The organism is Methylobacterium sp. CCH7-A2, assembly GCF_001557075.1.
GTDB lineage: Bacteria > Pseudomonadota > Alphaproteobacteria > Rhizobiales > Beijerinckiaceae > Allobosea > Allobosea massiliensis.
This window is the reverse complement of sequence record NZ_LSKN01000014.1, coordinates 25279-52078: the sequence shown is the minus strand read 5'-3', so window position 1 is coordinate 52078 and position 26800 is coordinate 25279. Positions and strand designations below refer to the sequence as shown.

21 protein-coding genes and 1 pseudogene are annotated in these 26800 nt (G+C 64.7%); 14 read left to right on the top strand and 8 right to left on the bottom strand.

Annotation, left to right across the window (positions count from 1 at the left end):
• Nucleotides 1-342 precede the first annotated feature (342 nt).
• A complete protein-coding gene (locus AX750_RS00915) occupies nucleotides 343-885 on the top strand; it encodes a hypothetical protein (protein ID WP_066721980.1) in 543 nt (180 codons plus the stop codon).
• Nucleotides 886-980: 95 nt separating this feature from the next.
• On the opposite strand, the gene AX750_RS00910 is transcribed toward AX750_RS00915, so the two are convergent.
• From AX750_RS00910 to AX750_RS00890, 6 genes are all read right to left on the bottom strand, one after another.
• Entirely contained in the window at nucleotides 981-1307 is a 327-nt protein-coding gene (locus AX750_RS00910; RefSeq protein WP_066721978.1) for a DUF736 domain-containing protein, read from the bottom strand.
• A gap of 705 nt (nucleotides 1308-2012) precedes the next feature.
• Nucleotides 2013-2168, bottom strand: coding sequence for a hypothetical protein (locus AX750_RS25795; protein WP_156446573.1), 156 nt, complete (start codon nucleotides 2166-2168; stop codon nucleotides 2013-2015).
• A 239-nt stretch (nucleotides 2169-2407) separates the two neighbouring features.
• Nucleotides 2408-3334, bottom strand: coding sequence for a DUF2493 domain-containing protein (locus AX750_RS00905; protein ID WP_066721989.1), 927 nt, complete (start codon nucleotides 3332-3334; stop codon nucleotides 2408-2410).
• A gap of 338 nt (nucleotides 3335-3672) precedes the next feature.
• Entirely contained in the window at nucleotides 3673-4671 is a 999-nt protein-coding gene (locus AX750_RS00900) for a toprim domain-containing protein (protein ID WP_066721976.1), read from the bottom strand.
• Nucleotides 4672-4734: 63 nt separating this feature from the next.
• Nucleotides 4735-6768, bottom strand: coding sequence for a ParB/RepB/Spo0J family partition protein (locus AX750_RS00895; RefSeq protein WP_066721974.1), 2034 nt, complete (start codon nucleotides 6766-6768; stop codon nucleotides 4735-4737).
• Between the two features lie 152 nt (nucleotides 6769-6920).
• Nucleotides 6921-8114 carry a hypothetical protein gene (locus tag AX750_RS00890; RefSeq protein ID WP_066721972.1) on the bottom strand — a complete coding sequence of 398 codons (1194 nt, stop codon included), beginning with the start codon at nucleotides 8112-8114 and terminating at the stop codon, nucleotides 6921-6923.
• Between the two features lie 846 nt (nucleotides 8115-8960).
• Between AX750_RS00890 and AX750_RS00885 the strand changes: the two genes are divergently transcribed.
• The 3 genes from AX750_RS00885 (at nucleotide 8961) to AX750_RS00875 (ending at nucleotide 12005) form a co-directional block, all read left to right on the top strand.
• The gene (locus AX750_RS00885; RefSeq protein ID WP_066721970.1) at nucleotides 8961-9791 is read left to right on the top strand and encodes a hypothetical protein; all 831 of its coding nucleotides are present in this window, start codon (nucleotides 8961-8963) and stop codon (nucleotides 9789-9791) included.
• Nucleotides 9792-10008: 217 nt separating this feature from the next.
• A complete protein-coding gene (locus AX750_RS00880; protein ID WP_245282271.1) occupies nucleotides 10009-10782 on the top strand; it encodes a SprT-like domain-containing protein in 774 nt (257 codons plus the stop codon).
• The gene (locus tag AX750_RS00875; protein ID WP_156450064.1) at nucleotides 10734-12005 is read left to right on the top strand and encodes a hypothetical protein; all 1272 of its coding nucleotides are present in this window, start codon (nucleotides 10734-10736) and stop codon (nucleotides 12003-12005) included. Before AX750_RS00880 ends, AX750_RS00875 begins: the two co-directional genes overlap by 49 nt.
• Nucleotides 12006-12148: 143 nt before the next feature.
• On the opposite strand, the gene AX750_RS00870 is transcribed toward AX750_RS00875, so the two are convergent.
• The gene (locus AX750_RS00870) at nucleotides 12149-12664 is read right to left on the bottom strand and encodes a CYTH domain-containing protein (RefSeq protein ID WP_066721966.1); all 516 of its coding nucleotides are present in this window, start codon (nucleotides 12662-12664) and stop codon (nucleotides 12149-12151) included.
• 297 nt (nucleotides 12665-12961) lie between these two features.
• Here AX750_RS00870 and AX750_RS00865 point away from each other — a divergent pair, with 297 nt between their 5' ends.
• From AX750_RS00865 to AX750_RS00840, 6 genes are all read left to right on the top strand, one after another.
• Complete coding sequence (locus tag AX750_RS00865) at nucleotides 12962-13771, top strand: hypothetical protein (protein ID WP_156446572.1); 810 nt, start codon at nucleotides 12962-12964, stop codon at nucleotides 13769-13771.
• A 70-nt stretch (nucleotides 13772-13841) separates the two neighbouring features.
• Nucleotides 13842-14147, top strand: a complete 306-nt coding sequence (locus AX750_RS00860; RefSeq protein ID WP_156446571.1) for a hypothetical protein — start codon at nucleotides 13842-13844, stop codon at nucleotides 14145-14147.
• Nucleotides 14148-14175: 28 nt separating this feature from the next.
• Nucleotides 14176-15942, top strand: a complete 1767-nt coding sequence (locus AX750_RS00855) for a type IV secretion system DNA-binding domain-containing protein (RefSeq protein WP_066721959.1) — start codon at nucleotides 14176-14178, stop codon at nucleotides 15940-15942.
• 169 nt (nucleotides 15943-16111) lie between these two features.
• On the top strand, nucleotides 16112-18748 hold the full coding sequence (gene mobF, locus AX750_RS00850; RefSeq protein WP_082735201.1) for a MobF family relaxase: 2637 nt from the start codon (nucleotides 16112-16114) through the stop codon (nucleotides 18746-18748).
• Nucleotides 18749-18984: 236 nt separating this feature from the next.
• On the top strand, nucleotides 18985-19302 hold the full coding sequence (locus AX750_RS00845; RefSeq protein WP_066721957.1) for a hypothetical protein: 318 nt from the start codon (nucleotides 18985-18987) through the stop codon (nucleotides 19300-19302).
• 225 nt (nucleotides 19303-19527) lie between these two features.
• Entirely contained in the window at nucleotides 19528-21210 is a 1683-nt protein-coding gene (locus tag AX750_RS00840; protein WP_066721954.1) for a recombinase family protein, read from the top strand.
• 228 nt (nucleotides 21211-21438) lie between these two features.
• On the opposite strand, the pseudogene AX750_RS26770 reads toward AX750_RS00840, so the two are convergent.
• Nucleotides 21439-21788 (bottom strand): annotated as a pseudogene (locus AX750_RS26770) (IS110 family transposase); the annotation flags it as partial.
• 59 nt (nucleotides 21789-21847) lie between these two features.
• On the opposite strand from AX750_RS26770, the gene AX750_RS00835 reads away from it, so the two are divergent.
• From AX750_RS00835 to AX750_RS00820, 4 genes are all read left to right on the top strand, one after another.
• Nucleotides 21848-23308 carry an MmgE/PrpD family protein gene (locus tag AX750_RS00835; RefSeq protein ID WP_082735199.1) on the top strand — a complete coding sequence of 487 codons (1461 nt, stop codon included), beginning with the start codon at nucleotides 21848-21850 and terminating at the stop codon, nucleotides 23306-23308.
• 75 nt (nucleotides 23309-23383) lie between these two features.
• Nucleotides 23384-24670, top strand: a complete 1287-nt coding sequence (locus tag AX750_RS00830; RefSeq protein WP_066721944.1) for an NADH:flavin oxidoreductase/NADH oxidase — start codon at nucleotides 23384-23386, stop codon at nucleotides 24668-24670.
• A gap of 91 nt (nucleotides 24671-24761) precedes the next feature.
• Nucleotides 24762-25904 (top strand): CaiB/BaiF CoA-transferase family protein, encoded by a 1143-nt coding sequence (locus AX750_RS00825; RefSeq protein WP_066721941.1) that lies wholly within the window; start codon nucleotides 24762-24764, stop codon nucleotides 25902-25904.
• A 14-nt stretch (nucleotides 25905-25918) separates the two neighbouring features.
• Nucleotides 25919-26749, top strand: coding sequence for a MaoC family dehydratase N-terminal domain-containing protein (locus AX750_RS00820; RefSeq protein WP_156446570.1), 831 nt, complete (start codon nucleotides 25919-25921; stop codon nucleotides 26747-26749).
• The last annotated feature ends 51 nt before the right edge of the window (nucleotides 26750-26800 follow it).

Here is a 26800-nt window from a genome sequence, read left to right as displayed (position 1 = left end):
CCGGATCTGCACCATAGCGCCGCCGGTGGGGCGGGGGCGTCCACATCATCAAGCTTGGGATGTGGACCCGAGCGAGCCGTGGCCGGATGGCTGGATTTGAGAAACGCGCGAAGCGCTAACGCCACAGCCGGCACTGCCGGCTCTTGACGTGGACCTGCGGGAACCAGCCCGTCCACATGATCTGCGCTAGGGCGCGGGCGCCTCGATAGGTGCACAGGTGTGAAAAATTTAACTTAATTTATTTTGACCTGATATAATTCGATTTGATGCGATATGATGTTATATGTGAGAGCATGCCTATGGGCGTGGTTTGTTGCAATCGGCGGGGATGAAGGCAGGGGAATGGCGAAGCGGTCGGTGATCAGTGATGTGAATCTGCTGCAAGGAGCAGAAGCGATCGCGGCCGATATGCAGGGACCGGACGGGCAGCGCCTGAAGCTGGCGAGGGTCATCGACGTCCATCTCGGCTGGTTCGAGCAGGCTCGTCGCCGCGGCCTGGAATGGAACGACATCGTCGCGCTGCTGTTCCGTGCGGGTGCGACCCGAAGCGATGGACGCCCGCTGTCGCGGGGACATCTGCAATCGCTGGTCTGGCGCAAGCAACCTGCTGAGCGGCAGGCGGCGGGCCAGACGGCGGAGCACCAATATTTAGTGCCTGCATCCCCGAAACAGCCAGCCCGGCTGGAGCCATCGCGCAGGAACTCCGAGCCCGCCCTCGGTCGAGGCAAACGGCAACCCGCGAAGCCAACGAACGCCAGTCCCGCCACTTTGCGCGAGCAGCCGGAACGCGTGACCGACGTCGCCGAAAAGAGCGACGCGCAGCCGGAGGGGGATGCGCTGCTCGCCTATATGAAACGTGCCGCCCGGCTCCGGCGGGACGAATAACTGCCGGAGCGGCAGCGCCGCCCGGCTCATTCCACTCTTGCGGCCTGAATGACGACGCCCCGCCGGAAGCGTCCGGCGGGGCGTCGTCGGTGGTCTCATTCGCCGTTGCGGCGGCTGGGGCGGGACCAGATCAGGCTGTAGCTCTCGCCGTCCTCGTCGTCGAAGAGGTTGGCGAAGATCGGGGCGGTGAAGCTGGGATCGTCGAGCTTGAGCCCGAGATAATCGCGGCCTTCGCTGGAGCGCTTGGACCAGGCGGCACCGATTTCGGCGCGGCCGACGAAGACGCGGTGGCTGGGAGCGTTCTCCCCGGTGACGCGGGTCTCCGGGACGATGCGGACACCTTTGGCCTGGACGCTGAGGGTGACAATGTCGCCGGCGAACTCGTTGGTGGCGGTCTGTTTGAAGGTGCCGATGGTGGCCATGGTGGTTCTCCTTGATGTCTGCTTCGAGCCCGCACCGTTGCGGCCTCGATGGCGATCGGCAGGCCGAAGGCGAGCGCCGGCGCACCCCCGACAGGGGGCCTGACAGCAGAGGAGGAAGTTTCTTGTTTCGCGAGGAATGAGGGGTTCGGGGTCCCCGCGCGACCTGTCGCGTGGGGTGGCCCCTCAGGGGAAGAAAGTTTCGACGGAGCTGTTGCGCCTGAGGCGGTCGAGGCGCCAGCCGTCCTTCGGCCAGATCAGCCCATTGGAGAGGCCGTTTCGGAGCGCGCGACTGGCGGGTCAAGGAGAAGCTGGCCGGGCCCGGCGGGTTCGGGTGACCGGCACCGGGGCTCGCCGGCTGCCGGTTCGCCCTTATCACGTCGGGGCTGTGAAGCGCGATCATCGTGAGGCGTTCCGACGGGAATGCTCCCGCTTCGCCTGCCTCAGTCCGACCGGGGTGATGATGACGCCCGGCGCCAAACGCTCTGCGCGGCCTGGGTGAGCGGCAGTCGTCGATCCGGTTTTCCGGCCGACCTGCCCGTCTTCGACGATGAGGTGACGGGATCGGCTGTTCCGCGTTCGCCTGACGGAGCCAAGGCGGGCAGCACGCCTGCCCAACCGAACATCTCCGGCGGGGAATCGCCATTGTCGGCTGAACAGGACGACGCCGGCCGCGGCGGTGCGACCGGCCGCAAGACAGGAGGGAGCTTACGCTTCCTCCTCCTTCTGGAGTCGCGCGACCTCTGCAAGCAAGGCTTCGAGGCGTTGCAGGGTCGCAGCGCGCTCCCGGCGGGTGAGGATGCACTCGGCGAGTTCCGCGCGCAGCTCGGCGATGTCGGCGTGGATGTCGAAGAAATTGGTCATGGTGAACCTCCGTTGTCTCGATGACGCAGGTCGCCGACCAGGTGTTGGAGGATCGGGTCAGGGATCGCGCAGCGACCGGCCTGCCGGCGGGCGGGGGAGCCGATTTTGGTCCGGCTTCGCCGGATCGCAAAATTGGGGGGACCGCTCGTCCTTGACGCGAGCCGCCTGCCGGTAAGATCGCGGTAACAGAGAGAAGGACGGCCTAGCTCGGCGCTGGGGCCGGGCTCCATACGCTCGTCTCAGTCGCCGCCAAATCTCCAGACGGGGATACCGAGCTTCTTCGCCTTGTCGGCGAGATTGTCCTGGATGCCGGTGCCGGGGAAGATCAGGACGCCCACGGGCAGGATGTCCAGCATGGCGTCGTTGCGCCGGAAAGGCGCTGCCCGGCCATGCCGCGTCCAGTCGGGCGCGAAGCCGATCTGCGGCACCTTGCGATGGTCGGCCCAGCAGGCGGCGATCCGCTCCGCGCCCTTGGCCGATTTGCCGTGCAGCAGCACCATGTCGGGATATTTGGCATGGACGCGATCGAGCGCATCCCAGATCAGGTGGTGATCGTTGCAATCGAGCCCGCCCGTGAAGGCGATTTTTGGCCCGGCGGGCAGGAGCACTTCCCGTTCGGCACGCTTTCGCGCCATCAGGAAGTCGCGGCTGTCGATCATCGCCGCGGTCAGGGTCTTGTGGTTGACCATCGAACCGGTACGCGGGCGCCAGGGCGTGCCGATATGGCGCTCGTAGTGAGCAGCGGCCTCGTTCCGCATGGTCTCGAAGGCGTCGCGACGCTCGATCAAGTTCTGCGCGTCGACGAGCAGGCGTTCGAGGATGACGGATTGCACTTCGCTGCCGTCCTGTTCTGCCTGGGTGCGACGCTGCGTCTGCTCGTTGCGGTCGAGCTCGCGCTCGATCCGACCGGTGGCCCTGTGGAAGAGCTGGACCGCCGACCAGAGCAGATCGTCGAGTTCCGGTTCGAGGCGGCTGTCGCCGAGTGTGCCGGCGAGCGCATCGAAGATCTCGGTGACGGCACCAGTGAGGTCGGCCTCGTCCGGCAGCGGGCGCGGATCGGGCTCGTCGGGACGCGGATGGTAGCCGTAGAGTTGCAGGCCGGTCAGGACCTGTGCGGTCGGGGATGAGGCGTGCGGTTCGTGGTGATGGTCCGGATCGCGGGGCATCGGCGTGGTCTCCTTCGTCGGGCTGGCCGCGCCCTTGCGGCCTTCGCGGCGACGGATAAGCCCACGGGACGGGCGGGCCGGCAGCCCTCGCCTTGCGAGGGCCTCGATGGCCAAGGCCGGCGATTTTGCTTCGCGATGGAACGCGCGGGCCTGCCCGCGCGCCGGAAAATCGTCGGCCGCGGCCATTGCCTGGCCGACCGACTTGTGGGCCGATCGCCCTCCCGAAGGCCGGGCGCGGCCTCATCGACGTGAGACAACGTGGGGCGTGACGGCCACACCGCCGCCCGTCTTCCTCCCTTTCCGGATTAGCCTGCCGGGATCAGGAACCGGCTGACATCCTAAGGCGCGAGTTGAAGGCGCAGCCATGCCCTGAGCGCGGCCTGGCCGAACTGCAGCAAATCCTCGTTGAAATCCCGCTGCCGCGGCGAGAGCACCACGGTCTCGAGGCCGGCGCTCGTCGCCCGCCCGCTCAGTCGGTCGCAGGCTGCGCTGCCGGCCGGATCGCGATCGCGCAGGATATAAAGACGGCGCAGTCCCTGCGGAAACAGGATGGCGGCGAGATGCGCGGCCGAGCCGGCGGCCAGCATCGGCATGCGCGGCAGAACGGAGCGCGCCGAGAGCACCGTCTCGATACCTTCACCGGCTGCGAGCACGTCGCTGGCAACGCCGAAACGGACGGCATGGGCGAGCAGATCACCCATGGCCCGTCGCGGCGTGCCGACCGACGCCTTGCCGAAACCGTCGCGTGCCAGCCACGTGCGATGCAGGCCGGTGATCCGGCCGTCCAGATCGATGACGGCGGCGATCAGCGCCGGCCAGGTCTCGGTCGGCGCGCTCGCATCGGGGCGATAGTAGCAGCGCGGATGGAAGCGCAGGCTCGGCAGATCGGTCTGATCGGCGATCCCGCGCCGATGCAGATAGGTTTGTGCCAACGTGCCGGCGATCGGTTGCGACATGGCGAAGAGCCGCCGGGCCGCCGCGGGCGAGCCAGGCTGGGCGGCGCGATCGGCATGCCGCTCCGGTTCCGGATGGGGCAGGCTGAGGAAACGTCGCGCCTCCTCGGCAACGTCGCGGAAGTCGATGAGCCCGTGCGCCTCGCGGATCAGGTCGAGCAGGTCACCATGTTCGCCAGTGGCGGCATCGCTCCAGCGGCCTGCGGCACCGCGACCGGTTTCGGAACCGACGAGACGGACGAAGAGCGAGCGACCCGGCGTATTGCGGATATCGCCGACGAGCCAGTAGCGACCGCAGCATCGGCCGCTGGAGAGATAATGGCGGCAGACCGCCTCGGCGCGCTGGCCGAGGCGGCGCGCCAGATCCTGCGGGGATTGCGCCATGACGACACCTCGACGAGGAAAAGGCCCGCCGTTGCCGGCGGGCCGATCGGATGTTCGGGACGGTCATTCGGCGGCGATGAGCGTTGTCGAAACCCGGTCGTCATCGGAAACGCGCGTGTCGCATGCTCCGGTTTCGTCCGCGCCGTCAGCAGAATCCGGTGTGCGCAACGGCTCCGGCAACCAGCCGGTTTCGGCCAGCAGAGTCTCGGCCTCGGCGGCCATGTCGCCCTTCTTCAGATGCGCTATACGGTCGGCCGCGCGCTGGCCCTTCGCCTCGCCCACCGCCTGCAGGATGCGAGCTTTGGTGACGCGGCCGAGGAAGTTCTCCACGGTCGGTCGCCAGCCCGCTGTCGCCATGTCGAGAGCGACGGCGCCGGCCAGACTGTCGGCATGAGCGAGCGCCCGCGGCCGGCGGTTCCACGGCTCGTGCACGGCGTTGACCGAGAGGCTGACGATATGGGCGAAAAGGCCGGCCTGACTATCACCATCCCACGACTGCAAGGCGTCCCAAAGGTCGCTTGCGTCCTTCGGAAGCGCATTGGCCCAGTTGTCGTGCCGCACGCGGATCGCTTCCGCCGAGGCGCTGTCGTTCAGGCCCGGCGCCTGGGAGCTGAAGGCGACGCTCTTCAGGTCGAGCTCCAGGCAACTCTCCGAGGCGTAACGGTAGAACACCTTGAGCGTCAGAGCGTGCAACGCCGCGATGAAGGCGACGTCCGGGCGATCGCCGAGCGCCTGGCGCAAGGCGAGCGTGCGATGCGAGGTCAGTTCTGTCAGGAGCCGATCCCAGATCGGTGAAAGGCCCTCGTCTTCTTCCGGGTCCGTTTCCTCGACCTCGACGGCGACAGTGGCGTCGCCGCCGCGCTGAGCGGCGGCAGCCCGAACGGCGTTCGCCTCGGTGTCGTCGGCGTCAGGCTCGATCGGCACCTCATCCTCAGGACGAACATAGCCGCGCTCGACCTGCAGCCGCCCGTCATGGGCGATGCTGATGAAGGCGCCGGCGCGGGCGATCTCGACCGGATCGAAGACGAGCGGCCGGCTCTCGAACGCTTCGAGCGCCGTTTCCAGTTCGCTCAGACGCTCGTCGACTTCGCCGGGCAACTCGTCTGCGCTCGAATACGCGCCCGAGAGGCTGCCATATTCGGTCTGGAGGGCGTTGCGGGTCGCTTCCTCCTCGGCCGTGAGCGCAACGGTCTCGCCGCGCAGCCGGCGCAGGCCGAAATTATGGCCGTAGGCGAATTCCGGCGCGACCTCGATCCATCTCCAGCCCTCGGCGGCGATCGTCCCGGTCTCGGCCTTCAGCTTCTCGGCGACCATGCGATCGACCAGCGCGACATCCTGCAGCCAGCCGCCATCATCGCCCTGGAACAGGTCGCGCAGCACGGTGCCACCCGCGGCCTCGTAAGCCTCCACGCCGATGAACTGCGCTCGCTTGTCCGAAGCGCGGACCGCGCCTTCCGTCAACATCCTGCGGATGACATAGGGCTGCCTGCCATGGCCATGCTGGAGCCGCTCGAACACCTGCTCCTGACGCTCAGGATCGCCGGAGACGGTGAAAGCCATGAGCTGGTCGAGCGTCATGCCGTCTTCGGCATAGATATCGAGCAGCACCGGCGAGACCGAGGCCAACTTCAGGCGCTGCTTCACCACGTTGACCGAGACGAAAAAGGCGGCAGCGATCTCCTCCTCGGACTGGCCTTTCTCGCGCAGCGTCAGGAAGGCCCGGAACTGGTCGAGCGGATGGAGCGGCGCGCGCTGGACGTTCTCCGCCAGCGAATCCTCCTCGGCGATGCCGCCCTCGCGGACGATGCAGGGGATGGGTGCGGTCTTGGCGAGGCGCTTCTGCTTCACCAGAAGTTCCAGCGCCCGGTAACGCCGGCCGCCGGCCGGGATCTCGAACAGTCCGGTCTCGATGCCGGCCGCGTCGAGGACGGGCCGGACGCTGAGACCCTGAAGCAGGCCGCGCCGGGCGATATCTTCGGCCAGTTCCTCGATCGAGACGCCGGCCTTGATGCGCCGGACATTCGCCTGGCTCAGCACCAGCCTGTCGAAGGGGATGTCGCGCGAGGGTGAGAGCGTAATCTTCTTCACAGCAGCCATCGAGTTTACTCCGCGACGGGCGGCCTGGTGTCTCTCTCCCGACCTGCGGACCCGTCACGAAGCGAAACGCCGCCCTCTCACTGGAGGGCAGCGCCGCAAACCGACGATCAAGAGAAGCGCGAGCGCGGGAATCCAGGCACAATGCCCAGGGGTCAGCGCGCCTGATCCAGCAGCTTCTTGGCCCGCCCCTCCAGGTTGAGCCGGGCATCCTGATGGGTCTTGTCGCGTGCGACCGCGGTGATCCCTTGCACGAAATCGAACACGCTCTCCGGCGGGCGCCCCTCATCGGCCAGGACCGTTTCGATGATTTTCCCCGTCTCGGCCTTGGAGAAGCCGCGCTTGCGCAGGAAATCGCTGCGATCCTCATCGGTCTTCGCCACGATCTTCTCCCGCGCCGCCTTGATGCCGTTGACGAAGGGAACGGCAGAGGAGTTGGCGAAACGGGTCAGTGCCGGCGCCGCCTCATGGGCAAACCGATTGGCGGCGTATTTGGAGTGGCGGATTGTGATCTCCTGAAAATCCTCGACGCCCCAGAGATTGCGGTTCTGGCAGACGGCGCGCAGATAGAAGCTCGCCATGCCCAGCGTCTTGGCGCCGACCTCCGAGTTCCAGCAATAGAAGCCGCGGAAATAGAGGTCCGGAGAACCGTCGGGCAGCCGGCCGGCCTCAATCGGGTTCATGTCGTCGACCAGGAAGACGAAGACGTCCCGATCGGAGGCGTAGAGCGTCGTGGTGTCCTTGGAGATATCGACACTGGGATGGTAGATGCCGGTCGACCAGTCGAGCACGCCCGGCACCTTCCAGCGCGTGTCGCCGGTGCCGTTACCGGCGATGCGCTGCACGGCCGCGACCAGCTCATGGTCGAAGATTCGGCCGTAATCGGGGCCGGTGGCGGCGCGCAGCTCGACGCGGCCGTCCGCGATCTCCAGCGTCTTGACCTGCTCGGCGCGGTGCGAGGTCAGGCCGTATTGCAGATTGATGGCCGCGAGTGGCGCCGGGAGCTGGCGCAGATAGGACGCCGGCGCGCCGACCAGGCTCGCAAGCTGGCCAAAGCTCCAATGTGTCGGCGCCACCGGCGCATTGGCACCCGGCAGCATCAGCGTCAGCCGCTCCGGATCGTTGCGGCTCGCTTCGACCCGGATCGCGGCGCTCTCGACCGTCCGAGTACGGCTGCGTTCGGTACGCTCGCGCACCGAGGCATGGAGCTCCGTGAGCGACAGATAGCGCTGGTCCGCCGGCCTCGAAAACCACTCTGACGACACCCGGCCGATCCGCTCGCCGCGGCTGGCATCCACCCTGTAGCCGCCGCTCGCGTCGCGGCGGGCGTCGAGCACCTGCATGGTCATGGCACAAACCTCTGACGGGCGCCGGGAGCCTCTCTCCCTGTCTGAAACCCGTCATGGAACGTCCGTCCGACCTCTCACTTTGTCCGGCTCATGCTGCGCGGCACATCGCGGATGAAAGACGCCATCGGCAATGCCGGCCCTGCCATCCTGCTGAAGCCGGTTGACCATGTCCGAGGTCACGCAGGAGGCAAAAAGGTATTCCATTGGCGATAGGCGCGCAACAGATCGCAGATGATCGGACGGATCGATTTGCGCGTTCTGGTTGACCTGTTGTTATCCATTCGGAAAACAGGGCATCCGAGACGCTTGACGTCGTCGATGCCTCGGATCATCTTGGCGAGGTCTGACCGTGCTTTAGGCACCACCAGCGCGAATGACGGCGTCACCCGACGCCGGCTTCGCGGCGGCGCCGGGAGCCGCATTGCAACCCCGGACCAACGGCCAACGATGGCCGTCGCGGGCCAGACCAGCGACCGATAACCAACCGGTCGTGACTGCACTGTGAGTCGGATGTCGTCGACATCCGTTTGAGCCCGGCGGGGCTCCATGGCGGCAGCGGAAACCTCCTCGCGGAGGCCGCTATGCCGCGCGCCCGTCAATCTTCCGTATCGATCGTCTCGTCGCCTGCGCCCATCCGGCCGCCGGCTTCGTACGCGGCCGGCCTTGCGCTCGTCGAGCCGGTCGGTTGCGAGCGCCGGCTGTTCGCAGCCAGCGGCGTCCCGCCATAGCTCGCAAAACCGCGCTTCTGGTGCGCGCGCGACCTCCGCGCCAGCCCCCAAACATCGTCGTGATGCCGATTTTCATCAGGCCAGCGACATGCCTCCAAATAAATCCAGAAGGTGAAACATGAATAACAGGAATAATCTGTTCTCCACCACCAAGATCCCGCTCCCCGAGTCGGTCTCCCAGTCGTTCGAACAGCACACGATCGGGGCTTTCGCTGTTCCCGAGTTGCCTGATGCCCTGCGTGACAGCTTCTCCGCCTGCGAAATGCAGGTGACGGTCGCCGGCGCGATGGGGCGCGATCTCGCCGAGAACCATCTCGGCGATATTCTCGCCCCCCAGCTCCTCGACCAAGGGTCCGTCCTGCGCCGGGTGATGCGCTTCACGGAGCTGACGGTCGATGCCGATGTCTTGCGCGACAAGCTGAACGCTCTTTCTCCGGAAGCTCTTGCTATTCTGCAGAGCAGGATCGGAGCCATGTTCAAAGAATACAGCCCGGTCGAACTCTTCGCCAGCGGCTACCTTCCCGCGATCGACATGCTGCGCGTCGCGGGTCTGGTCGCACCGGTGGGCAAGGCCGCGTGGGGCCTGTGCATTGTCGTGATCGAGGGCGAAAATCCGCTCATCTACGAGATTGATCTGAGCGATCCGCGAGGCTTGCCGGAACCGCCCGAGACGGCCGGTCGGATCGCTGAAGCGCTGGCTTTCGCCGTGCGACGGTGGATGGAACGGGCCAATGCCGGTACGGCTCGCATCATCCTCGATCTGGCTCATTGCCTGGCGCGGTCGACGGGCGAGCGTTACCTGCGCGTTCATCAGAACGATAGCGCCACTCTACTCGTGGATATCCCCATTCAGGCTCTCTGGGGAGATGCCGCTCTCGGCGAATTTGACGGATTGGCGCTCGAAGGCGTCAACGCGCCAATCGCGCCATTTCCGCCGCGCAGGCCCTGAGCGACCGCGACGACGGGTGCGGATGGGGTGGTCGCCGCCGATGGGAGCGCTGGATATTCCACATCCCATCCATGGCAGCGGGGTTAAAGGACCCCGCTGCTCGCGCATTCGGCCGCGACGCCCGTGCGCGTTGCGGCGATGGCCGGACCGAGCGCCCCCACCGGGCAAATCGAGTTAATCCCAAAGTTTTCCCCGCCGACCGCACCATGATTTCGGCATGGCAATCACCCCAGACGATATCGGCACCAACATCGTGCCCACCGATCAACCGGCGCGACCCGGCAATGGCGACCGGATGATGATCTCGGAACTTACGTCGTACGATGCAAAGTCCGGATCCGCCTCGCGCCATGATCCTACGGTTTTGGCTTATGGGCATCTGGTCGCGGCGTATGGATTTTTCAACGAGCATCTCTTTGCCGGTTCGCTACCGGGCTGCCTGATCACGATGCAGCGCAAGAAAGGTGCCCGCGGCTTTTTTCACGGCAGCCGCTTCGGCTCGCGCGATCAGACCGAAATCACGGACGAGATCGCGCTCAATCCAGCAACATTCGCGATGCGGGACGACAAAGGCATCCTGTCGACGCTCGTCCACGAGATGGCCCACCTCTGGCAGCACCATTTCGGAAAACCGCCGAGCACCAGCTATCACAATCGCGAATGGGCAGCGAAGATGGTCGAACTCGGCCTAACCCCCTCGCATACCGGCAAGTCCGGCGGTCGACAGACCGGGCGGCGAGTGACGCACTTCATCCAGCCCGGGGGGCCTTTTGACCGCGTTTGCGAAGCATTGCTGCGCTCCGGCATCCTCGTCGCCTATGTCCAGCGGGGCGACGACGAGAGGGGCGAGACGGTCCGCGCCAAAAAGACCGCCAGCAAGACCCGTTACACCTGCACCGGCTGCGGACTGAACATCTGGGGCAAGCCCGCGATCCGCGTGATTTGCGAAAGCTGCCGCCGGCCGCTGCTTCCTTCGTCATCGCACGTCTGAGGTCCATCATGCCCGATCACAATAAGCCCAAAGACGCCCCAGATCACATCGAAGTCCTGCTACGGATTCAGCTCTGGCTCCTCGGGTCTCGCGGAGAGCCCTTCGCGATCTTCGATCCAGCACTGATCGATGAAGCGGGCGAAAGCGAGGTGCGCGATCTTATCCGGCTGATGCCGACTGAAGAATTCGTCTTACTGGCGGTATCGACGAAGTCGCTGCCGGCGCTATTGCCGTTCCTGGCTCCGGACCACCGCGCGATGTTTCAGGCCGGGCGCCCGCTGGTGATCGCGCCGGTCGCGGTGGAGGACCGCGAGGCGAACGCCGCGCACCGTCCTCCCGATACCGAGCCCGTCAAGGCCGCCAAGGCCGCACTCGAGACGCAAGCCTTCCGGCTTGTTACGGCTCAGAAGGCCGCCGAACTCGCCCGAAACAACCAGGCCCGCCTGCTGACCGCCGCAGAAGCAAACGAACGGGCGAAAGAGGCGATCGGCGAAGCTGTCTGGCGTGAAGGTTCCGACCCGAACGGCAGCCGCAAGATCGGTCGCGTGGAGGGATTGATCGACCGTGGGCGGCGTTTGGCGGCAGAGTTCTTCGGCGTCGACAATGCCCGCGATGTCGGCAAGGCCGAGACCGTTCGTGTTGCCAACCGGTTGGGGGAGAGCCTGCCGGGCTCCGCAGAGCGCAGGGAGATTGTTGCGACGCTCGAACGCGATCATCGCGAGCAGGCTGGCGGGCTGGCCGATCACGAACTCCGTGCAAGGGCGCATGAGGGGGCGATGGGGCGCTGGTCGGGCTCAGTGCGCGAAGGTGCGCCGATCGAATTCGCGGACGGCCTCGACGTGGCGAACGGTATCGCGACGCGGCAGTCGGCTCCCACGCTGATGCGCGTCGCGATCGACGGCGATCTCAATCCGGGCGAGGTGCACCGGAATCTCGAAACGATGAGCGAATCCTTCGAGGTCGGCCGGCTGATCGGGCGCTTGAGCCGCGGGCGCTCGATCGAACTGAAGCCGGAACAGGCCAAAATCCTGGTGCAGTCGCTGGATGTTTTCGCCAGTCAGGTTCATGGCTCGGGCGAGCCGGAGACGGAAGCCGATGGATGCGCCTGGTATCTCGCCGATGCGGCGCTGCGCTGCCACGATCTCGGGTTCTGGAACAGGACGATCGCGCGCATCCTCGAGACCGGCGCCGCCGAGACGATCGAGCCCTCCGCTCAAAGGTGAGACCATCCAGCTGAAACCGTTCGCAACTGTGCGACGCAGTTGCCCCGGGGCACGTAAGCTTTTGGGAGCGCCATAAGGGACATCACGGCGGCCGGTTGAAATCGGGCGATTGCGTCATTTGATCTTGAGCACAATCAATGGCCTCAGCGCCTTGCGATGTCGATCGGCGCCGAGGCGCGCGCAGAGAGTGCCCGGCGCGCCTTCAGCATGTTGATCTTCTTGAACTCGGGGCGGTCCGTGATTTCTTCGCCTGCCCATTCCGGAATTGCGAAGACTTGTTCGCCGTGATCGAGCTCAACCTCGGCGATAATCACGCCCGCAAGCAAACCCTCGTAGACATCGACTTCCCAATCAAAGCCTCCAAACGGTACGTGATGGCGGGTTTTTTCGATTGTATCGGCGCCGCAGTGGAGCGCGAGCATTTCCAGGGCATGCTCAATGGGGATCTCGTACTCGAACTCGGCGCGGCGCCCGCGCTCCTGCCGGGATTTCACCGTCAGGGTGGCGCGGTCCTCATAAAGCCGAACCCGGACTTTTCGCCCGTCGCTGGCGGCCACAATCCCATCACGCAGGCGCGCACTTCTAACGACGGCGCGACGCCAGGCGTCGTTCCTGGTCAGAAATCTGCGCTCGATCTCTACAGGCACCCGCACCTCCATTTCGATCGCTCAGCTGAGAAGATACATTCTGGCTCTTCGAGAAGCAGCACCGAAACGGACCGACATGACCTCCCAGTTCCGGAAGGGGTAGGAGTTTATAGCAGTTCGAAACGTTGAGGCGCCCCAGATGTCCTCGTCGATGACGAGGCGTGTGAAATTCGACACCGCGCGCGTTCTCCCGCGAGTTAATCCCAAAGCCGGGAATTCTGCGGCTGCGATGATCCTCCCTGTCGACGTCATCCCGACCCGACAGGAAGGATCAATATGGCTCGCTCGAAACAGGAACTCATCAGCGGCATGGCGATGCCGCATCTCATCATCGTCGCGAACGAGAAGGGCGGCCAGGGCAAGAGCCTGGCCGCGCTCGCGGTTGCCGATCATGCCTACCTGCACGAAGCCCCACTCGGGGTCGCGCAGGTGGATGCGCAGCACCGGCTCGCCCATGCGCTCGGGCGCAACGTCTTGACGATCGCGCCGGTTGCGAAGGACGCGCGGCGCGATCCCGCCGCCGAGGCGCGATCGTTCACCCCGCTCTATACCATGATCGAAAAGGCCGCTGGACGCGGCGCCAGCGTGCTGATCGACACCGGAGCCAACCAGGCGACGCGGTTGGCGCACTGGAGCGGCCTGGTCGATCTCGCAGAAGATCTGGCGCAATGGAAAGTCAAGACCACGCTGATCGTGCCCTATGTCGCCGAAGCGGAGGGCATGCGGCAGGCGGCCCAGACGGCCACCCTTCTGCTGGACCGGATCCCGCAGGCCCGGCTCGTGCTGGTTGAGAACGAACGGGACGGATTGTTCACCAACCTCCATCCGGCATCGGATGCCGCCGGTGTGCATCGTACGATGATCGCGCCCCTGAAAGCGCAGGCGACGACCTTGCGGATGCCGGCGATCGAGGCCGGCTCCTGGAGGCCCTTCGAAGCGGCGCGTTGCCGGTTCGTTCAGGTTGCTCAGATGCCCGTCGAGAAGGTGATGACCGTGACCGGCTTGCCCCGCCCGGAAGCGAAGATCGTGCGCGGCGACGTTGCCGGCTGGACCGCGACCGTCTTCGAAGAGCTCGATCGCGTGCTGCCCTGGAGCAAGCGCGGAGGCGGGCATGGTTGAGCGGCGCGGAGCCTTCGAGCGGGCAGCGAAACTCGCCTCGACCGAGAGACGCGAGGGGGAGCAGGACCTGGTGCAGCGTCTCGCCGACGATTTCCGGCAGGACCCGGGCGCGTTCGATCCGCGCCGGCTGTCCTATCTCAGCACGCTGGGCTGGGTCGACCTCCTGAAGACGCTGGAGATTTCTCCGGCCGGGGGCAAGAGGCCCTTCCTGGGCGGCTTGGCCGATAACCCGCAGTCGGATCAGTGGCCGGCTTCCGGATGGGCGAGCCTGCGCCGGCCGGAACGGTCGGCCTGGCTCGCCGGTGTCGCGTCCGGCACCGGGTTCGGAATTGTCGTCCTCTTCTTCGCCTTCCTCGTGAGCCTCGCGTTCGGCTGACAGCCGTCCCGCCACAACGGAGACAGCAATGTCTACTGGCAACCCTTTCGTCGAAGTCCGCTCGTATGCTCCGGCCGTTCTCGGCGCGGTCTCGACGGCCGCGATCGTCCTCGCTATTGGATTGCTTCTGCTGTTCGAAATCCGCCCGCCGCAGGTTGTCGGAGCGCGCGGGACCGTCGATCTCGATCTGGCCAGCCTCGCCTGGATCGGCGCCGTGATGCTCACCAGCGATGGCTGCCTGCCTGTCGTGCCGCATTGGATCGGGCTCGAGTGCCAGCCTGGCGTGAGTTCCCGCCTGATCGGCGTGATCATGCAGTCGCATTCGGCGAAGTTTCAGCTGAGCATGCTCGCGGCAGCTGTTCTCTCGGCCGCTGCGATCGCCTTCGTGAGCATCGTTTCGGCCACGCCGAAGCGGGAGCAAACAAAGACCCTGAAGGGTAAGCGACCGGTTTTCGATGGCGACGCCCGCGCATCGTTGCGCAGCGCCATCGCCAAAACAGGCCGCGTGCTGAAGCGCGGCCTCTGGCTGGTGCCGCATGTGCAGCTGACGCCGACCGTTGAAGGTTACAACATCCTGGCGTTGGGCACGCAGGGCTCGGGCAAATCGTCGACGCTGCGCGCAGTGATCGAACAGCTCGTCCTCCGCGGCGACAAGACGCTCATTCACGACTTCAAGGGCGACATGACCGCCGGCCTTCCGTCCGACGATTTCATCCTGGTGGCCCCGCACGATGCCCGCTCCTGGGTCTACGACATCGCCGCAGACATCCGGAACCCTCAACACGCACGCGAGTTCGCAGCCCACGCGGTCCCGACATCGGCCGGCGAAACCATGTGGGGTGACGGCTCGCGAGCGGTCTGGGCCGATCTCGTGATCGCATTGGCGGCCAACACACAAGGCCGCTGGGGCTGGGTCGATCTCAGGGACGCGCTGCTCTCGCCCGGTGCCACCATCAAGGCTGTGCTCGAGCGTCGCGGCGCAGCGAGCGCGAGCCGGCTGATTTTCGGCAGCGACGACCCGGAGGAGAATCGCACGACCATGTCGGTTCTCATCACCTTGTGGATCGCGGCGCTGACCGTCGTCCATCCCCTCGCGGAAGCCTGGGCCGAAACGCCCGCGGATCGACGGTTCAGTCTGCGCCGCTGGCTCGATGGCGATGGTCATCTGCCGCGTGTGCTCGTTTTGCAGAAATCCAGCGAGTATCCGGAGCTGACACAACAGCTCAATGCGTTCCTGGTCGACCGCCTGGTCGGGCTCGCGCTGCGGCCGGGACGGGAACGGAATCCGGCGGCGAAACTGGCTCTTTGCCTCGACGAGCTTCCCGAATGCGGCCGGCTGCATCGGCTGCCGAACCTGCTGAATATCGGTCGCGAATTCGGCATCGTGACCGTGGCGGCGGTCCAGGACATCGCGCATCTCATCGAACTCTATGGCGAGAATCTGAGCCGAATTCTCGTCGCCCGGTTTCGGATCAAGTTGGTGCATCAGATCGACCCGGGCGATACCGCCGACCGCGTTACAGGCTGGCTGGGGGAACGGACGATCGAGTTCGACGGACCTGAGAGGTATGATCCGGCGGCGAAGCGGACCATTCGCGACACGGTTCGCGAAACCGCTCCTGTCCTCGCCGAAGATCGCTTCGACACCGAACTCGGCGTGCGAAAGGAGTACGGGCAGCCCATTGTTCGGGCGATGATCCTGGGCTTGGGCAATCCCGCGATTGTCGATATTCCGGCGACGGGTTGGCCCGATCGCCGCCCCGGCCATGAGCCGGCGCCCTGGCTCAACCCGTAGCCTCACCTCTTCGCAAATCGAGTTCGCGAGACGGACGATTTCGGATCGCCTCCTGTCGGATAGCGATCCGATACCATCAGAGCAGGTGGACGGCGCTACGCGAGTTAATCCCAAACTTTGAAGGCGCCCTGCCGGCTAATTCGAAGGCCTCCTGTCATTGGAGGCCGTCTTGGTCGCTACCTGGAATCCTGCTGCTGCCAGCTCCTATTACCTCCGCGGTGCAGAGTACTATCTCGGCACCGTCGAGCCGGCTGGCCGTTGGTATGCTCCCGCCGGCGATTTCGGGCTCGTGGACGGCGCCGAGGTCGAGCGCGCCGCATTCGAGCGTCTCTATGCTGGCCTCGGTGTCGATGGCAAAGCCCTGCTCAGGCAGGGCGGCAGGACAGACCGCGTTCCGGCTTTCGACATCACGTTCAGCGCACCGCGCTCCGTCGCCCTAGTCTGGGCCTTCGCCGGGCCGGAACTCAAGACCGCCATCGAAGCCGCGCAGGAACGCGCAGCCCGCTCTGCTCTTCGCGTCGTCGAACGCGAGGCAATTTGGGCCCGGCGCGGAAAGGGCGGCCTGACGCTCGAGCCGGTCGCGCTCTCAGCGGGGCTTTTCCAGCATGGCGAAAGCCGCCCGGCTGAACATAAAGACGGACGCATTTTCGGCGATCCGAACCTGCACACTCACGCGGTCGTCCTCAACCTCGCCACTCGCGCGGATGGCTCCGTTGGAGCCATCCATTCCAAGATCCTGCGCGACTGGAAGATGGCCGCCGGCGCGCAGTATCACGCTGCGCTCGCGCATGAGGTCGAAGCCCTCGGCTTCGTGCTCGATCGTCTCGATTACAATGGCGTTTTCGAGATCGCCGGTGTCGAAGACGCGCTGATCCGGTATTTCAGCGCACGGCGAAGGGAGATCGAAGACGAGCTCGCCGAGCACCAGACGACCAGCCGCTCGGCTGCGGCGCTCGCCTCCGCGATCACCCGGGCGACGCGCGAGGCGAAGAGCGAAACCGGCCCCCGCTCACGCGAAGATATCTGGGCCGAGGCCGCTGCCGCGCAAGGCGTCGTCGTCGAGACCTTCGCGGAGAACCTTCGCCGGCAGGGCCGCCAGCCCGAATTGGAGCGCGGCGAGCGACTGCTGGCCGAGCGGCTGGTCGCTCTGCCACGCGAACTCACCGAAACCCGCAGCGTCTTCGAACGGCGCGACCTGTTCCGGGCGGTCTCAGCCGCACTTGTCGGCACCGGTCTTCCGGCTGAACGCGCAAGCGGTGAAGTCGAGCGCCTGTTGCAGGATGGAGCGGTCGTCGAGATCGGCCGCGATTCGATCGGGCTTCCCCGCCACTCGACTGCCGAAATGGTCGCGATCGAGCGTCAGGTCGTCGAGATCGCGCGCGACCTCGCCTCGGATACGCGCAAGGGCGTCGACCAGACCGCGTTGATCGTACGATGCAAGGAGGCCGGTCTCAGTCTCGAGCAGCAGGATGCTGCCTTAGCCGCGGCCGGCTCCCAGGCCGTCGCGATCATCGAGGGCGCGCCGGGTAGCGGCAAGACCACGACCCTCGCTCCGATCGTCAGCGCCTATCGGGGAGCAGGCTATCGGGTTCTCGGCGCGGCCTCGGCTTGGCGCATCGCCCGGATGCTGCAGAACGATCTCGGCATCGAGGCGCGCGCGACCGCGAGCTGGATCGAAAAGGTCAAGCGAGGACACAAGATCCTCGATCAGAACACCGTCCTCATCGTCGACGAGGCGGGCCTGCTCTCGTCGCGCGACATGCATGCGATCCTGTCCGAGGTGCAGCAGGCGCAGGCCAAGCTGATCCTCGTCGGCGACCGCGGCCAGCTCCAGGCGATCGGAGCCGGACCGGGTCTAGACCTCGTCAGCCGCTCCGTCGCGGCCGCACGCGTCGAGACGATCGTGCGTCAGCATGACGCCTGGGCCCGAGACGCCGTGCGCGATTTCGGCGCCGGCGAGGCCGGTCGCGCGCTCGACGCCTTCGCCGAGCGGGGATTGCTCGTCGAGGTGCGGGGCGCCCGGGCAGCGATCACGGCGATCGTCGATCGCTGGGAAGCAGGCCAGGATGCAGATCCGACCGCCTCCACCTTGCTTCTGGCCAGGACCAACGCGCAGGTCGGGGCGATCTCGCGCGAGGTTGGCAGCCGGCTCAAGGACAGGGGACTGATCCGCGGCCTCGAGATCGAGATCGCGGGGGTCACCCCGTCCGGCCATGCGAGCCAGATCATGCTGGCGGCGGGTGATCACATCCGCTTCCTCGTTCGCAACGACGAACTCGGCGTCGTCAACGGTTCGACCGGGACCGTCACCAAGGTGATGGAGCAACCCGAACGGGATGCGCCGGATGGGCGCAGGGTTCGGATCGAAGCTGTCACGGGTGGGCGTCTCGTCACGTTCGACCCCGCCGCGTTCGCCGACGAGACGGGCCGCGTCCGTCTCGGCTGGGGCTATGCGAGCTCGATCTACGGCAGTCAGGGCTTGACCGTCGACCGCACCCTGGTTCTCGCCGATCCCGCGCTCGATCGCCACGACATCTATGTAGCCGCGAGCCGGGCGCGCATCGAGACGATGCTCGTCGTCGATACCGCGGCGATCGATCGTCATCTGCTCGCCGACCGCCCTCTCGACCGGCAGACATCGGATGCAGGGCCAACGGCGCTGGAACGCCGCGCGTGGCTCGCCGGGCGCCTGTCGCGGTCAAACGTCAAGCTTTCGACCGTCGCGGTGATCGAAACTGATCGCGAACAGACGAAAAGCCGGACCCCGACCGCCTCACGACGCCGCGAGCTCGACCATGAGCTCTGAGCGTGAGAGAGGGCCAGCCGCCTGCGTCGGCTCGCCAGAACGCGGCGGTAACCCGACCGTCGTCGGTGACTGGCCCGAACCGGTCCCGGTCACGCCGGCCGAGCTCGACGTGATCGAGACCTGGCTCGGTCGCCTTCTCGACGAAATCCTGACCCCGCCGGGCAAGCAGGACCGTGGAGAGCCTCCCCCGAAACCAGCCCGGCCCGTGCCGCCGACCCGATCAGAAGGAACTCGACATGAATGAACAGCAGCATCTGCAGGAGCTCGTGGACATGGCCAACGCGAACCAGGGCCTTATCCTTCGGAGCGAGAACCAAACGAGCGCCTTGGCCGAGATCATTTGCGCGAGCGATATCGTCTGGGGAATCTGGCAGGATGAGAGCTGCCCGCACGGCGTCGACAGCATGATCATCAAGGGCCGGGGTCGGCTGATGCTGATCCAGCAGGCCCCGCGTGCCGTGACCGTCAAGATGACGGCCGTGCTCTGCAGGGAACTGGCCGAGGCCGAGGCCATGCGTCAGATCTTCGGCGACGGACGCGCCGTACCTGGATAGCCCGCGCCTGCGGCGACACCTGCGCTAGCCATCGTCTACAGGCTCGATAACCTCGGCCGCCAACATGATGCGGGGCTGAGAGATAGCGAGCGCCGGTTTGCCCCAGTTGTCGCTGGCGCGAGATCAATCCGAGCGAGAATATCGTTCGCCGCATCGCTCTAAATATTTGATCTATCGAAAGAATTATGCTTTAATACAGAAATAGATCTGCGCGGGAAAGCAAAGATGAACAAGTATCTCCACAAGTCGAATTTTGAGCCGACGATATCGGACGGCTCCGTTCGAGCGTGTGGATACTTTCGTGTGTCGACCGGACGGCAGGCCGAGTCTGATCTGTCGATCCCCGACCAACGCAAACAGATTCTCGCCTTCTGTGCTGGCAAGGGCTGGAATCTCGTCGCCGAATATGTCGAGCCCGGCGCCTCGGCGACCGACGATGCCCGGCCGGAATTCCAGAAGATGATCGAGCGTGCCACCGATGACGATCGGCCGTTTGACATCGTCCTGGTGCATTCGTTCAGCCGCTTCTTCCGCGATGCGTTCGGCCTGGAGATGTATATCCGCAAGCTCGCAAAGGCGGGCGTGCGGCTCGTCTCCATCACACAGGAACTGGGCGACGACCCCGCCCAGGTGATGATGCGCCAGGTGATCGCGCTGTTCGACGAATATCAGAGCCGGGAGAACGCTAAGCACGTTTTACGTGCAATGAAGGAGAATGCACGTCAGGGTTTCTATAACGGCTCGCCGGTGCCGCTCGGCTACACCACCGCCGAAGTCGAGAAGCGTGGTAACCGGGCCAAGAAGAAGCTCGTCGAAGATCCGGTCGAAGCGGAGACCGTGCGGCTGATCTTCAAGCTCTACCGGTCGGGTGACGGGACGAGCGGACCGCTCGGCGTCAAGCAGTTGACCTGCTGGCTGAACGAGCGCGGTTATCGCACCCGCAAAGGGGCCCGCTTCGGCGTCGCGACCGTGCATGGCATCCTGACCAACACCGTCTATATCGGCCAGTGGGTTTTCAACAAGCGCGATTCCAAAACCCTGGCCGAGAAGCCGGCGAGCGAGCACATCGTCGTCGAGGTGCCGGCCATTATTCCGCGCGACGAATTCGACGCGGTGCAGGCGCGGATGAAGGTCAACGCCCCGATGACCACGCCGCCGCGCGTGGTCACCGGCCCGATCCTGTTGACCGGCCTTGCGACCTGCGCGACCTGCTCGGGCGCGATGACCCTACGGACCGGCACCTCGAAATCAGGGCAGGTCCACCGCTACTACTCATGCTCGGTCCACGGCCGGATGGGCAAGACGGCCTGCAAGGGACGAGCGATCCGGATGGACAGGCTCGACACGCTCGTCACCGATCATCTTGTTGACCACCTGTTCCAGCCGGACCGGCTCACGGTCATGCTCGCCGGCCTGGCGGCGGGGCGTGCCGAGCGCGCGCTGGAGGTCGACACCCGGATCACGACCCTCCAGACCGAGGCGGCCCAGGCCGAGGACAGGTTGAAGCGCCTCTACAAGATGGTCGAGGATGGCGTGACCGATCTCGACGACCTCCTGAAGGAGCGGATCGCCACCCTCAAGCTGGAGCGTGACCGCGCCATGGCCGCGCTGGAACGAATCAGGGCGCAAGCCGCCCCGCCGACCACCCTGGAGCCGGAAGCCATCGAGCGGTTCGGACGCCTCATGCGCGAAAGCGTCACCTCCGGCGACGTTCCGTTCCGCAAGGCCTACATCCAGTCGGTCGTCGATCGCGTCGAAGTCGATGACGATCTCGTCCGCATCATCGGGGATAAAACCACCTTGGAACAGGCTATCGCGGGCAATGCCGCTCGCAATCTGGGTGTTCGCAGTTTTGAACGGAAGTGGCGCGCCCGAAAGGAGGGACTGCCAGAAACACACCGCGTTTGATTTCAACGGCTTACGCCGATCTGAGTGGTGATGTTATACGGCCCGTTATGCAGTCACAATAGGTATCCTTAGAGCTCTACAAGTGGCAAGGAACGGTTCGCAATGGTGGCCACAATATCGGATATCAAGCTTACTATTGTCAGGCGAACGTCAGCCGCCTTGTTGTGGCCGGCTGCGCAAATCCTTCCCGCTTCGCCGGCCAAGCTCTTTCCGAGGGCGCGCGCGACGTAGTCGATCGCGGATGCGATGGAGTGTCTGCACGTATTGCCGCGCCTCGTTCTTGAGCGCCACGAAGCGCAGGGTCGGGCGGCCGAAGCTTCGACGATCGCCTCGGCGTCGCGATCGTTGTTTTTCTGTGCCTTTACGTAGGGGCGAACGTACTCGGGTGACATCAGCCAAACGTCATGACCGTGCGCCACCAGCCCGCGGTTCACGTAACGGGGCCGGGTCGGGGCCCTATCGACACCACGCATGCCGGCAGCTTCGATGCAAATGCGATAACCGTCAGATGCAGGCAGTGAGGCCGGCCCGTAAGCCCGTACAGATGAATTTTTTCGAGCCGACAGACCAAGTTTCATCGCTTGTCGGAATAGAGATTCCAGCTTAAAGTTTATTGATCCATAGAAAATCAAAGGATATGCCCTCTCATATCCTGAAATTTAGTAGAATTGTCTATTTTTCACCTGCGCATATGGCGCGACGAACAGGGCGGTGGGTCAACATCATGCCGGAATCAGTCATCGATCGACTTTCCGATATACTTGCGAAGGGCTTCGACGATATGCCGGGCGAAGCAATTGTTCTGGCGAAGGAGCATATTTTCGACACGCTGGCCGTGGGCGTGGCAGGCGCGGCCACCGAGGCGGGCCGCATCATGATCGACTACGTGCAGGACTGCGCGGGTTCTTCCATCGTGATCGGTGCCGGGCGAGCCGCGCCGCAATCGGCGGCACTCGCAAATGGCACGATCTGCCACGTGCATGATTACGACGACGACAGCTTGAACACTGTGACCCATCCAAGCCCTGTGGTAGTTCCGGCGGTGCTCGCGCTTGCGGAGCAGGCGGGCTCGAGCGGCCGCGCCGTCATCGCGGCCTATGTCGCCGGCGTGCAGGCGATCGGAGTCGTTAGCGATATTGTTAATCTGGGCCATTACTCAAGAGGTTGGCATGCCACAGGCACCCTCGGTGTTTTCGGTGCGGCTGCCGGAGCCGCTTCCATTCTCGGTCTTGACAGGAGCCGGACGCGAAACGCGCTCGCAATCGCCGCATCCTGTGCGAGCGGCCTTCAGAGCAATTTCGGCACCATGACGAAGCCCCTGCACGCCGGTCACGCCGCGCAATCCGGCGTGATGGCCGCGCAGCTCGCCGCAAGAGGGTTCACGGGTAATCGGGATGCGTTCGACGACGCACGTGGCAACGGCTTCATGGGGTTATATTGCGGCGACGTCAATGCGACCGAGGCCGCGCTCGATGCTGGCAGGCCGCTCGAGATACTGACGCCGGGGGTGAACTTCAAGTATTATCCGAACTGCTCGGGCCTGCACTCGATTCTCGATTGCGCTCTGGCGGCCGTCACGCTCAACGACGTGCGTCCGGACCAGGTGGCCCGCGTAGAGGCGATCATGCCTCGCCAGCACCTCGGCCTGCTGCACTACGAGGCTCCGGTGAACCTGCTCCAAGCCCGCTTCTCCGTCGAATTCTCGCTGGCTTCCGCAATCGCCTTCAGGTCATGCGGTCTCGACGACATCACTGAAAGCCGTCTCGTCAGCGACGAGATCCGGTCCTTGAGCGCGAAGGTCGAGCGAGTTCCTTATGACGTCAGTGATAAGCAATGGCCGATCGAGTCGAGTATCAGAATTCACCTGAACGACGGTCGGGTGATTGAGAATTCGAGTAAAGGATATCGAGGCCACGTCGACTATCATCCGTTCTCGCGCAATCATCATATCGAGAAGCTGCGCGAGTGCATCCGATATGCGGGTCGACCTATCGACGAGGCGGGGATGATCTCGCTGTTCCTCGATCGGCTTGAGGACCTTCCCGACATTCGCGAGGCAACGACGCTGCTGGCTGCGCGGACCACCGCCAAATCATAGGTCGCCAACCGGCGCGCCGCAGTTCGCATCGCGCGCTTGAGTCACCATGCCCGCCACCAGCGGGCGTCATCCGCTATGCAGAACTGGGCCACCGCTGTGATCGAACAAGCCGTGGGCGGAGGGAAAAACGTCCCGCCGCTGTTGTTCTCCCCTATCACCCTTCGTGGGGTGACCGCGCGCAACCGCGTCATGATCTCGCCGATGTGCCAGTACCGATCGGTCGATGGGGGGCCGAACGACTGGCACCTCGTTCATCTCGGCAAATTCGCCATGGGCGGCGCCGGTATCATCTTTGGCGAGGAAACGGCCATAGAAGCGGGCGGCCGAAAAACCCACGCATGCGCGGGAATCTATCATTCCGATCACATCAGACGGTATCGCCGCATCAACAAATTCCTCAAGACTCTCGGCGCGGTGTCGGGAATCCAGCTGGGCCATTCCGGCCGCAAGGCGTCATGTCACGACGCGTCGCGGAATTGGCAGCCGCTCACAAAGGCTGACACGGCGGCCGGCCTGCCCCCTTGGACGGCGATCGCGCCGAGTCCGGTATCGGAGGCGCCAGGCGGGCCGCTGCCGCACGAGATGGATCTCGGCGACATTGGCAGGAACATCGAGCACTGGGTCCGGGCGACGCGGATGGCTGCGGATGCCGACTTCGACATCTGCGAAATTCACGGTGCCCACGGCTATCTCATCCATCAGTTCCTGTCCCCTATCGCGAACCGGCGCCGTGACGCGTACGGCGGCGATCGACAGGGACGCATGCGCTTCCCTCTCAAGGTCGCGGAGGCGGTGCGCGGCGCTTGGCCCGCGGACCGGCCACTTTTCTTTCGCTGCTCCGTCGTCGATGGGAAAGGTGGTGAGTGGTATCTTGAGGATACGCTGGCGTTCGTTAGGGAGCTGAAGGAGCGCGGTGTCGATGTCGTCGATTGCAGTTCGGGTGGGATGCGCGGCTCCACGCCGTTTCCGCTAATCCCTCGGGTTCCCGGCTATCATGTCACCTACAGCGCGCGGATAAGGCGCGAAGCCGGGGTCAGAACGATCGCCGTCGGGCTGATCACCGATCCGTGCCACGCCGAAGCGATACTTCAGGCCGGAGATGCCGATCTCGTTGCGATTGCGCGAGCGGCTCTCTACGATAGCGCTTGGCCCCTCCGCGCGGCCGCGGCTCTCGGCTTGGCCGATCAATACGGCCTGTTGCCTTCAGACTATGCGTTTCGGCTACGGGGGCGAGATAGATCCCGGTCGGGATACCCCGAGGGCGCGGACGTACGGATCCCCCATTCCCCCGACGATCTGGTCCCATACGTTTGGCGGCGGGAGTTGCAGGCGCAGGCCTGCGGCGGGAACCTTCCAACTTAACGAAGAGAGCAGGCTCGCTGAATCGCCATGCCGCCAAGCTCTCACTAATCGCCACGAGCACAGTTTCTTCCACGACAAGCGAGCGCGAGCAATGGGCCCTCTTACCGGAACTCTGGTCATATCAGTCGAGCAGGCACTGGCGGTTCCGCTATGTACCGCACGACTTGCCGAGGCTGGAGCCCGCGTCATCAAGATTGAGCGACAGGAAGGCGACTTCGCGCGCGGCTACGACAAAGCGGCGAAGGGGGCGAGCTCCTATGTCACTTGGGTGAATCAGGGCAAGGAGTCGCTGGTGCTCGACTTTCGAACCCCGGAAGATGCTGAACTGCTGGAGCGGCTGGTCGCCAAAGCCGATGTCTTCATCCAGAATCTGGCACCCGGCGCAATGGCCCGCGCGGGCTTTGGCTCGGAGAGGCTTCGGAAGGCATACCCGACCTTGGTCACACTGGATGTGACCGGGTACGGAGACGGGGCGGCAACGAAGGCGCTGAAAGCTTATGACTTTCTCATTCAGGCAGAGAGCGGCCTGATCAGCGTGAGCGGCGGCGAGAATGAGTTGGGCCGCATAGGCGTCTCAATCTGTGATATCGGGGCGGGCATGACTGCGCACGCAGCTGTGCTTGAGGCACTTCTACTCCGTGATCGGACCGGCAACGGGGCGGCCTTATCGGTGTCGCTATTCGACGTTGCCGCGGATTGGATGACCGTGCCGCTGGTCCATCAAGAGTATGGGCGAGCAGCCCCGAAAAGAACCGGGCTGAAACATCCCAGCATGGCACCCTACGGTGCTTTCAGGACATCCGAGGGGGCGCTGACGCTGATATCCATCCAGAACGAACGAGAGTGGCAGCGCTTCTGCGAATCGGTGCTGGGCTGGGAGCCTGGCGAAAGCGATTCCCGCTTCGCGTCGAATAACGACAGGGTAGCTCACCGGGACGATCTAGAGGCAATCATCGGATCGGTGACATCTCAACTGACGCAAGACGAATTCATGGCGAGACTGACCGCGGCCAACGTGGCCTTTGGCCGCGTCAACGACGTGGTTGCCTTGGGCAAGCACCCGGCATTGCGGCGGCGCCCCGTAACGACCGAGTACGGCGATAAGATCACGATCCCATCCTGCCCGATCCGGTGGCTAGAGCGAGAGAGCCAATCGACGCTCTCCGCCACGCCCACCGTCGGGCAGCACTCGCAGATGATACGCGAAGAATTTTCCGCGCTGCGCAATCGATGATCGGAGGAGCAGATATGCCGAGCGAACTCAGCCACTGGATCGGGCGTAGCGAGAGCCAGACCGACGTTCTCCGTGCACAGCCGGCGCAATTCATGCAAGCTACGCTCGGACGTGAGCCGGACCTGAAGACGGGAGACGCTCTTCCGCCACTGTGGCACTGGCTATACTTCCTCAGCGCCGAACCGGCTGGCGGGCTCGGCCGAGACGGCCATCCCCGGAAAGGGGGCTTTTTACCGCCTGTCCCCCTGCCGCGTAGAATGTGGGCCGGTGGGCGCTTCACCTTCGGCGTTCCACTGCGGCTGGGGGAGCACGTCCGAAAGACGTCGACCATCAAGCAGGTCGTCGAAAAGCAAGGGCGCAGCGGCAAGCTTTGTTTCGTTACGGTGCTGCACGAAATTCGCCAAGGAGAAGAACTGGCCCTCAGCGAGGAGCATGATATCGTCTATCGTGACGACCCCAATCCGAACGCCCCGGCGCCGACCGCGGCGATGGCTCCGGCCAACGCTGCGTTCTCGACCGAGATCGTTCCCGATCCGGTCCTGCTGTTCCGTTACTCAGCCCTGACGTTCAATGGTCATCGGATCCACTACGATGCCGTTTACGCGACGAACGTGGAGGGCTACGAAGGCTTGGTCTTCCACGGACCACTGACAGCGACACTGTTGATCGATCACGCCAGCCGAATGCGTGGAATGCCGCCCAGATCCTTTTCGTTCCGAGGCACCTCGCCCATTGCAGGGACCCTCCCCTTCCGGATCGAAGGCCGCAACGACGCGGACACAACGCTGCTCTGGGCTCGGAGGCATGACGGCGTTCAGGGGATGGAAGCGAAGGCAACGTTTTGAACCAACTCGTCCGTAAAATGACGTATGCTGTTGGCCTGAAACCGGACGAGT

Excerpts from the sequence above, each read along its gene's own strand:
- AX750_RS00915 (WP_066721980.1), top strand. The coding sequence starts at position 343 with ATGGCGAAGCGGTCGGTGATCAGTGATGTGAATCTGCTGCAAGGAGCA.
- AX750_RS00910 (WP_066721978.1), bottom strand. The coding sequence starts at position 1,307 with ATGGCCACCATCGGCACCTTCAAACAGACCGCCACCAACGAGTTCGCC.
- AX750_RS25795 (WP_156446573.1), bottom strand. The coding sequence starts at position 2,168 with ATGACCAATTTCTTCGACATCCACGCCGACATCGCCGAGCTGCGCGCG.
- AX750_RS00905 (WP_066721989.1), bottom strand. The coding sequence starts at position 3,334 with ATGCCCCGCGATCCGGACCATCACCACGAACCGCACGCCTCATCCCCG.
- AX750_RS00900 (WP_066721976.1), bottom strand. The coding sequence starts at position 4,671 with ATGGCGCAATCCCCGCAGGATCTGGCGCGCCGCCTCGGCCAGCGCGCC.
- AX750_RS00895 (WP_066721974.1), bottom strand. The coding sequence starts at position 6,768 with ATGGCTGCTGTGAAGAAGATTACGCTCTCACCCTCGCGCGACATCCCC.
- AX750_RS00890 (WP_066721972.1), bottom strand. The coding sequence starts at position 8,114 with ATGACCATGCAGGTGCTCGACGCCCGCCGCGACGCGAGCGGCGGCTAC.
- AX750_RS00885 (WP_066721970.1), top strand. The coding sequence starts at position 8,961 with ATGAATAACAGGAATAATCTGTTCTCCACCACCAAGATCCCGCTCCCC.
- AX750_RS00880 (WP_245282271.1), top strand. The coding sequence starts at position 10,009 with ATGGCAATCACCCCAGACGATATCGGCACCAACATCGTGCCCACCGAT.
- AX750_RS00870 (WP_066721966.1), bottom strand. The coding sequence starts at position 12,664 with ATGGAGGTGCGGGTGCCTGTAGAGATCGAGCGCAGATTTCTGACCAGG.
- AX750_RS00865 (WP_156446572.1), top strand. The coding sequence starts at position 12,962 with ATGGCGATGCCGCATCTCATCATCGTCGCGAACGAGAAGGGCGGCCAG.
- AX750_RS00855 (WP_066721959.1), top strand. The coding sequence starts at position 14,176 with ATGTCTACTGGCAACCCTTTCGTCGAAGTCCGCTCGTATGCTCCGGCC.
- AX750_RS00845 (WP_066721957.1), top strand. The coding sequence starts at position 18,985 with ATGAATGAACAGCAGCATCTGCAGGAGCTCGTGGACATGGCCAACGCG.
- AX750_RS00840 (WP_066721954.1), top strand. The coding sequence starts at position 19,528 with ATGAACAAGTATCTCCACAAGTCGAATTTTGAGCCGACGATATCGGAC.
- AX750_RS00835 (WP_082735199.1), top strand. The coding sequence starts at position 21,848 with ATGCCCTCTCATATCCTGAAATTTAGTAGAATTGTCTATTTTTCACCT.
- AX750_RS00830 (WP_066721944.1), top strand. The coding sequence starts at position 23,384 with ATGCAGAACTGGGCCACCGCTGTGATCGAACAAGCCGTGGGCGGAGGG.
- AX750_RS00825 (WP_066721941.1), top strand. The coding sequence starts at position 24,762 with ATGGGCCCTCTTACCGGAACTCTGGTCATATCAGTCGAGCAGGCACTG.
- AX750_RS00820 (WP_156446570.1), top strand. The coding sequence starts at position 25,919 with ATGCCGAGCGAACTCAGCCACTGGATCGGGCGTAGCGAGAGCCAGACC.